Origin of the sequence: Alitiscatomonas sp. (assembly GCF_037242085.1) — a bacterium.
Classification (GTDB): domain Bacteria; phylum Bacillota; class Clostridia; order Lachnospirales; family Lachnospiraceae; genus Alitiscatomonas; species Alitiscatomonas aceti.
This window is the reverse complement of the sequence record NZ_JAXXBR010000121.1, coordinates 1-7267: the sequence shown is the minus strand read 5'-3', so window position 1 is coordinate 7267 and position 7267 is coordinate 1. Positions and strand designations below refer to the sequence as shown.

6 protein-coding genes and 1 pseudogene are annotated in these 7267 nt (G+C 50.2%); 1 reads left to right on the top strand and 6 read right to left on the bottom strand.

The genetic code is table 11. The features are described 5' to 3' along the window. A pseudogene (locus tag WIH05_RS12470) lies at window positions 1-205 on the bottom strand (integrase); the annotation flags it as partial. Further along, window positions 183-974 (bottom strand): ATP-binding protein, encoded by a 792-nt coding sequence (locus WIH05_RS12465; RefSeq protein ID WP_022272923.1) that lies wholly within the window; start codon window positions 972-974, stop codon window positions 183-185. The gene WIH05_RS12465 and the pseudogene WIH05_RS12470, both read right to left, overlap by 23 nt. Before the next feature lie 577 nt (window positions 975-1551). Between WIH05_RS12465 and WIH05_RS12460 the strand changes: the two genes are divergently transcribed. Further along, window positions 1552-2100 (top strand): Uma2 family endonuclease, encoded by a 549-nt coding sequence (locus tag WIH05_RS12460; RefSeq protein ID WP_022272911.1) that lies wholly within the window; start codon window positions 1552-1554, stop codon window positions 2098-2100. Between the two features lie 150 nt (window positions 2101-2250). Here WIH05_RS12460 and WIH05_RS12455 read toward each other — a convergent pair whose 3' ends face one another. From WIH05_RS12455 to WIH05_RS12440, 4 genes are all read right to left on the bottom strand, one after another. Beyond that, window positions 2251-4350, bottom strand: coding sequence for an NlpC/P60 family protein (locus WIH05_RS12455; RefSeq protein ID WP_337425459.1), 2100 nt, complete (start codon window positions 4348-4350; stop codon window positions 2251-2253). Window positions 4351-4539: 189 nt separating this feature from the next. Next, on the bottom strand, window positions 4540-5178 hold the full coding sequence (locus WIH05_RS12450; protein ID WP_022272909.1) for a cytidylate kinase-like family protein: 639 nt from the start codon (window positions 5176-5178) through the stop codon (window positions 4540-4542). 140 nt (window positions 5179-5318) lie between these two features. Beyond that, window positions 5319-6569: a chloride channel protein gene (locus WIH05_RS12445; protein ID WP_215653243.1), complete on the bottom strand. Its 1251-nt coding sequence runs from the start codon at window positions 6567-6569 to the stop codon at window positions 5319-5321. Between the two features lie 72 nt (window positions 6570-6641). After that, on the bottom strand, window positions 6642-7267 hold a 626-nt coding region (locus WIH05_RS12440), incomplete at its 5' end, for a pyridoxal-phosphate dependent enzyme (RefSeq protein WP_337425458.1).

The following is a 7267-nucleotide window of genomic DNA, read 5'->3' as shown; positions in this document are numbered from 1 at the left end:
GACGCTCTTCCGATCTGTTGGAAGTTTTCAGAAAATCGAAAAAGATCCGCAGGTCATAGGCATAGGCGATCCTGGTCCTGGTGGATGTCAGAGGTTCGATTCCCCGGAAGAAATCTGCACAGAAGGGAGGAAGTTCCTTTATCAGTCCCCGCAGCTTTTTGATGTTTTCAATATCCTTCTGCTCATGATAAGTGAGAGATGCCATGACTATCTTCCTTTCCTTCTTTATTTTTTTCAGAGCCTCTGGAATCCGAGGAGGGAGATGGCCAGCCGGGAATGTTGCCAGAGAGAACCGCGTGGAAAAAGCGATCCTTGACTCCAGGATTTTCCAGATTCAGATCCCGTATGAGATTTTTTACGTATTCCCGCCGGGTTTTTCCATCCACCGGACATGGATTTTTGCAGACTGGAAGCTGGTATTTATTTTTAAATCCAATGATATCTGCTTCGCTGACGTACATCATGGGGCGGATCACAGTCAGATCCATCCGGTCCAGATAGGTACGGGGAGAGAAGGTATAGAAGCGTCCCTCATAGATCAATGAAAGCATCATGGTTTCTATAATATCATCCCTGTGATGGGCGTATGCCACTTTATTGCAGCCGCAGGATCTGGCCTGCTGGTTTAAGGCACCTTTCCGCATTTTTGCGCAGAGAGAGCATGGATTGGATTCTCTGCGGGTCTCGAAAACGATTTTTGCAATATCCGTGGAAATAACTGTATAGGGGATGGAAAAATCGTCGCAGAGGGCCTGTATGGCTTTAAAATCCTGGATCCCAAAACCAAGGTCCACAGTAAATGCACAAAGCTCGAATGGGAATGGGTAAAAACGCTGGAGCTCATGGAGAGCGAAGAGCAGTGCCAGGCTGTCCTTTCCTCCGGAGATCCCAATAGCGATGCGGTCACCAGCGGAGATCATCTGGTAATCGTCCACTGCCTTTCGTACAAGGCTTAAAAGTCGCTGTAATTTCATAAATTGCTGATCCTCTCAATTATCTGTAATAATTATATTAAAAGGGCAAGTTCCATTGGAAACGTATTTCACGAATAGTTGTGCCCATGGACCATCATACCAGAACCAAAGGGATAATGCAAGAACTCCTTGTAGCATGGATCATGAATGTGCTATAATCAAAAACATGAACGTTCATGATACAGAATGGGCGTATTATGCCGTACCTTTAATGGTTCTGGCGCTGTCTATACATAATGAAAAAGAAAGGAAAATTGTTATGAGAAAAGTAATGAACCGGGTGCTGGTTGTCGGGATCGTGCTCACAGTCGTTTATCTGTTTGTGGAATATTATCTGCCTTTGCTTGTCAAATAGATATGGAAGGCAGGAGTATGGAGAGAGACGGCTGAGGGCAGAAAAAGGCGGGGGAATGCTGGTTGCAGAGCGATCTATAACTATGCGCGAAAGCCTTCTTTAACGAATAGTTTATAGACTTTCCGCCTTTACTTGGTTTTATGTGACCTCATTTTTTCTTGTACTGGATTTTAGAAAAAGAAATGAATCATAAATATATAATAGATTCCCAGGAGGTGCAATATGCCATTACCAAAACAGTATCATACATCAAAAGACTACTGGAACCTTCCAGAGGGTCAGCGCGCCGAGCTGATAGACGGGACCCTGTATGATATGGCCCCGCCCAGCTATCGGCACCAGTTTCTGATCGCTAAGCTGTCTTTCGTGATCCAGGAATATATCTTCTCTCATGCTGGAAACTGCCAGCTGCTTATGGCCCCTTTCGCCGTGAACCTGGATGCCGATGATAAAAATTGGGTGGAACCGGATATCTCCGTAATCTGCGACCGGAACAAGCTCCATGACCAGGGCTGTTTCGGTGCTCCTGACTGGATCATTGAAATTGTCTCTCCTTCCAGTCGTCGGATGGATTATTCCACAAAGAACACTCTGTATTCTGAGGCCGGGGTCCAGGAATACTGGATCGTGGATCCAGAGAAGGAACGTACTACCGTATACCGTTACGCCGAAGACGCCGCTCCGATCATCTTCCCGTTCCACAGCCCGGTCAGCGCCGGATTGTATCCGGATTTGGAGATCCTTATCAGCAGCCTTCTGAAAGACATGTAGCTGCATAAAAAAGCCGTCTGCAGTCGCGCTGGAGAAGACCCACAGACCGGTTATCGCTGTCCAATGCTGGAAGAAATAATTTCTGCCCTATATCAGTCACAGACCTCCAGGACAACCTGGAGGTCTGTTCACTTAAACATTTAAGTTTGTTTAATCCAGCAGATTCCTGTAATATGGCCAGTTGGCGGTCATGACGCCAACTGTCACATTGTCTGCAGAACCAGTTTCGTGGATACACTGGATCTGCCCATTGGGCGCCCAGTTTAAAAACATGATCACATGGGGAGTTTTTCCGGTGATGACGATAATATCCCCGGGCTTTAGGTCTGCTCGGTTCACCGGCCGTCCCGTGGACTTAAGCCCCTCGGTCCCCTCATAAGGAAGGCGTTCGCCTGTCACAGACCAGTATACCCAGTTGATCCAGCCGGAGCAGTCGAGCCCCTTCAGGATACGGCCCCTGTGGTCGGGGATCGTAATGGAACCAAAGTTGTTGCCGCTGTAATTTCTGGCGCTGGCCTTGCCGCCCCAGTAATAGGGAACCTTTCCCACAGACTGCAGTGCAAAACGGATGATCTCCTTCCGTTCCTCTGATGTGTCAGACGGAAGTTTTTTCATATAGGATTCGATCTCTGTACTGGAAAGCGGGGCTTTGGTGCCTTCCACCGTAACACTGATGTCATAAAGCTCCGTCCAGTCCTGACGGCTGATGTGGTTTACAAAGGCCCGTGCACGGTCATTCCAGCCAGCCCAAGCGCTTCCCTCTTCCACTGTGTTTCCAGCAGGATCTATGGAAAACAGGCTTTCAGCCTCCTCCAGGCTCTGGACTTTGGCAGTGATCCTCAGATCGATGTGTCCGGGGCAGATGAGGGATGTCTGGGAGGATGCGCTCCTGGAGCTTTCTGACGAAACTGCGGCTGTATATATACGGTGATCCCCCTTAAGCATATCTGCAGCTTCCGGATCAAAGACCAGAGCAGCCTGATCCGGCTCCTCTGGCCGGATGATCACAGCATTCCGGCTTTCTGTTGGCTCTGTTGGCTGGGGCTCGGGGGTTGGTGCTTCTGAGGAGACCGGGGATGGGGCCTGTGAAGAGGCAGCCGTCGGACCAGCAGATCCGGACGTCTGGGGCGCAGACGAAGCAGCGCTGGACATTTCCTGGCTTTCCTTAGACTCTCCGGGCCTTACAATGGTAACCTTTGGCTTTGTCTCTTCCATGTATACGCTTTCAGCAGTTTCGGCTAGAGAATCCAGGGGACTGGTGGTGGTCTCCACCTGGACTGTGGTTCCGGCAAAGGCTGGTGTTGTTTTTTCTGTAGAAGAAGCTGCAAGGCTTCCGGAATTTCCTCCTGAAAAAGGGTCCGATACGAGGCCCGAACTGAAGGAATCACCGGAGGCACCGGATATGCTCTCTCCATCTTTACCGGTCCCTTCTGCGGCCTGGCTGGATTCAGCAACGGAAATTTCCGTATTGATACTGCTTTCTCCATTAAAATGATCCTCTCCCTCCAGCTCGGAATCTGTCTCCTCTCCGGAAGGGATCTGGGATGGATCCACACAGCCGCTGCAGAAATATACATCTCCCATAGACGCGCTGTAAGAATGGGAAGCACTCCAAAGCTGGTCTGTGTATTGCCGGATCTGGTCCAGGTCGTGGATCTCATTGTAATAACAGTATACGCTTGCCATGGAAAGGATCTGCTGGGCATTGGATACAGCAGACGTGATATTTCCATCTCCGTCATAAAAGGATACACGGACATTTTTAAAATGCTCCACCGCCCAGGTCGAAGGATCCTCCGGATCCTGTGATAAGGAGGCAGGATTGTGTTTTCCCAGTACCTTGGCCTGGGAACGTCCCAGACGTGAAGCCAGTCTGGAGGGAGCCATATTAGCCATATCATAGATACCCGCGTACCACTGGGAATCCTTCCGGATCAGCTCCTTCATAAGGATTTCCGCATAGCTTTCTTCTGCCCCTTCCTCATACATATGGGCAAAATTGAGCCTGTACGGGGCTGGAGCCGTCTCATCCATGGCGGCAGCCGTTTCTCTGCTCTCTTCTGTCTCCGTTTCTTCCCTGGCCGTGGAAGCCGTTTCCGAAGGACGCTCTGCTTCCGAGGAAGACTTCTCCGCTGCTGCCGGTAATGCCGGCGGGACGTAGGGCATGACGGCCGAAAATGCAATGCATGTACAAAGGAGCATCACGGCCGCAGGACGCATCCCCTTATATAGATTCAGATTTTTTTTCATATCGTAATACCTGCTGTAAAATTCTCGTAGATAGGCGCTGCCGGACGGGCTAAAGACAGCACGATAAGTATATCATACAACCCGTCTGGATTTCTTAAATTCTTTCTTAATTTTTTTGCCTGTCCACAAAAAAGCCTCCGCAGCCATCCGGCTTCTGCCGGGACTGGGGAGGCTTTTTTATCTGTCCCTTTACTTTATTTTTGCATATTCCTGCTTGATCCTGGCAAATTCCCGGATGACCTTTATGGCTCCGTCTGCTCCGGTTTTGCTGCTGTTGATGCAAAGGTCATAGCTCTTTGAATCTCCCCAGCGCTTGCTGGAGTAATAATTATAATAGCTGGCCCTCTTCTTATCGGTCTTGATCATAACGTCCCTGGCCTGGGATTCAGAGATCTGATGGCGTTCCATCAGAGTACGGATCTTTACATCCTCATCCGCAGTAATAAACACAGAGACTACATTGGGGAATTCTGCCAGGGCATAATCGGCGCAGCGGCCGATGATCACGCAGGATTCCTCCGAAGCCAGCTGCTTGATCGTATCGAACTGGGCCAGAAAGATCTTATGGTTGATGGGCATATCCATATAAGCGGAATTTGTATATCCCAGGGAGTATGTATCCATCACAAGGGAATATAAAAAGCTGCTGGTGGGTTTTTCATCATGTGTCTCAAACAGTTCTCTGCAGAGTCCGCTCTTTTTCGCCGCCAGGGTAAGAAGCTCCTTGTCGTAGCATTTAACACCCATCTCTTCTGCCAGCTTCTGTCCGATATGTCTGCCTCCGCTTCCGCATTCTCTGCCAATGGTAATAATTAATTTATCACTCATATCCCACAGCTCCTCTCTGCAATTGCAAGTCTATAACATATATTATACAGTGTTTTCGGAATATTGCAAGATATTTTCTAAAAAAATAGAGGGCTTTCCAGGGTAATATCCGCCTCCCTGAAGCCCTCTGCTGCGAAAAACTAATGGGCCTTTCGATTGATAAATTCAGTCCTCGTCTTGGAATAGGTAAATTTCTGGCTGCTGTACAGACCATAATAACCGGAAAGAGCAAAGCTTACAGATACGGCCAGGGCAAAATATTTCATCCCCTCAAACCCAAACAGCTCAAACCCCATAAATATGGTGGCCACCGGACAGTTGGTCACACCGGCAAACAGGGCCAGCATACCGCAGGCCGCGCACAGGGACGGCTCAAAGCCCAAAAAATTTCCGAAGGCTGCGCCCATGGTCGCCCCCACTGCCAGGGTCGGGACGATCTCTCCGCCCTTAAAGCCGCCGCCCAGGGCGACTGCAGTGAAGAGCATTTTTAATAGAAAGGCCTCATAGGGAACATTTCCCTCCATGGCGGCCTCCACCAGGTTAAAGCCAGCTCCGCAGTATTCCCGCCCGAATACCAGAGAAAGGCCAATGAACAGGGCGGATGCCGTGAGGATCCGGGCATAAACATTCTGCAGCTTTGCCTTATAAAGCTTCTGGACCTCATGAAGCAGGATGCAGAAGCATACGCTGACAAAGGCGCCCAAAAGAGCCAGGAGCACAATGAGAGCCGCCGGCTTAAGGGAAAATTCCGGTACATGAAGGATGGTAAAGGCTTCTCCATGGAGCCCCAGCCTGGAGGAGATGAAGGAGCCGATAAAGGCGGAAAACACACAGGGAACAAGAGCCGCGTAATACGCAACTCCGACGCTGATCACTTCCATCCCAAACATGGAGGCGGCCAGGGGAGTCCCGAAAATAGCTCCGAAGCAGCCGCTCATGCCGCTCATGATGGCAACCTTTTTATCCCGCTCATCCATATGAAAAAGACCGCCCAGGGTGTTTCCAATGCATCCCCCGATCTGCAGCGCCGCCCCCTCTTTGCCTGCGGAAGCGCCTGTCAGATGGCTCAGGATGGTGGAAATAAAAATACAGGGTAGCGTGGAAAAACGGATCTGCTCCGTGGAGGAAATGGATTCCAGGATCAGATTGGTCCCCTTATTTCCCACCTGGTCCAGGGCCTTATGCACCAGTACGATGAGGATGCCGGATACAGGCATCAGAAAGAGCATAAATGGATTCTCGCGGAAAAACTGCTGGGAATAAGCAACACCAAACCCGAAGGCTGTTCCCACCAGGCCGCAGACCGTTCCCATCAGGAGGGAAATAAGCGTCCAGCGTACAAAGTAAACGCCGTTCCTTACGATCCCCGGCAGATCTTCTCTTGTATTCATAATCATATCCCCTTTTGCTCCGGCCTGCGGTATCTGGAACAGGCCGGAATTTCATACCAGATCTTCTCCGGCCTACATATAGATCCTGGAGGTCCGCTCCGCAGACGGAGCATATCCAGCGTCCTCCAGGGCCTGGAGGATCTGTTTTTTATGCTCCGTTCCAAAGGTTTCCATGGTGATGGTGAGAAGGACCCCGGCAGAACGGTTTACATTGGCGAATACGTTATGATCCAGCTTGATCACATTTCCCTGGAGCTTTGCGATCAGGGCAGATACGTCGGCCAGCTGGCCAGGCTTATCGGGCAGCATCACAGAAACCGTAAAAATACGGTCCCGCAGGATCAGGCCATTCTGGACCACAGTGGCCATGGTCAGCACATCCATATTGCCGCCGCTTAAAACAGAGACTACCTTCTTTCCCTTGAAATCCAGATGCTTTAAGGCAGCCACCGTTAAAAGTCCGGAATTTTCCACGATCATCTTGTGGTTTTCCGCCATGTCCAGGAAGGACAGGGTCAGCTCAGAGTCCTCAATGGTGATCACCTCATCCACATTGGCCTGGAGATAGGGAAAAAGCTTATCGCCGGGCGTTTGTACTGCCGTACCGTCGGCAATGGTGTTAATGGCCGGAACAGATACCACCTTCCCGGCTTCCAGGGAGGCCTTTAAGCAGGCGGCTCCTGCCGGTTCCACAGCAA

What these genes read in the sequence shown, in the direction of transcription:
- WIH05_RS12465 (WP_022272923.1), bottom strand. Translation starts at nt 974, where the DNA reads ATGAAATTACAGCGACTTTTAAGCCTTGTACGAAAGGCAGTGGACGAT.
- WIH05_RS12460 (WP_022272911.1), top strand. Translation starts at nt 1,552, where the DNA reads ATGCCATTACCAAAACAGTATCATACATCAAAAGACTACTGGAACCTT.
- WIH05_RS12455 (WP_337425459.1), bottom strand. Translation starts at nt 4,350, where the DNA reads ATGAAAAAAAATCTGAATCTATATAAGGGGATGCGTCCTGCGGCCGTG.
- WIH05_RS12450 (WP_022272909.1), bottom strand. Translation starts at nt 5,178, where the DNA reads ATGAGTGATAAATTAATTATTACCATTGGCAGAGAATGCGGAAGCGGA.
- WIH05_RS12445 (WP_215653243.1), bottom strand. Translation starts at nt 6,569, where the DNA reads ATGAATACAAGAGAAGATCTGCCGGGGATCGTAAGGAACGGCGTTTAC.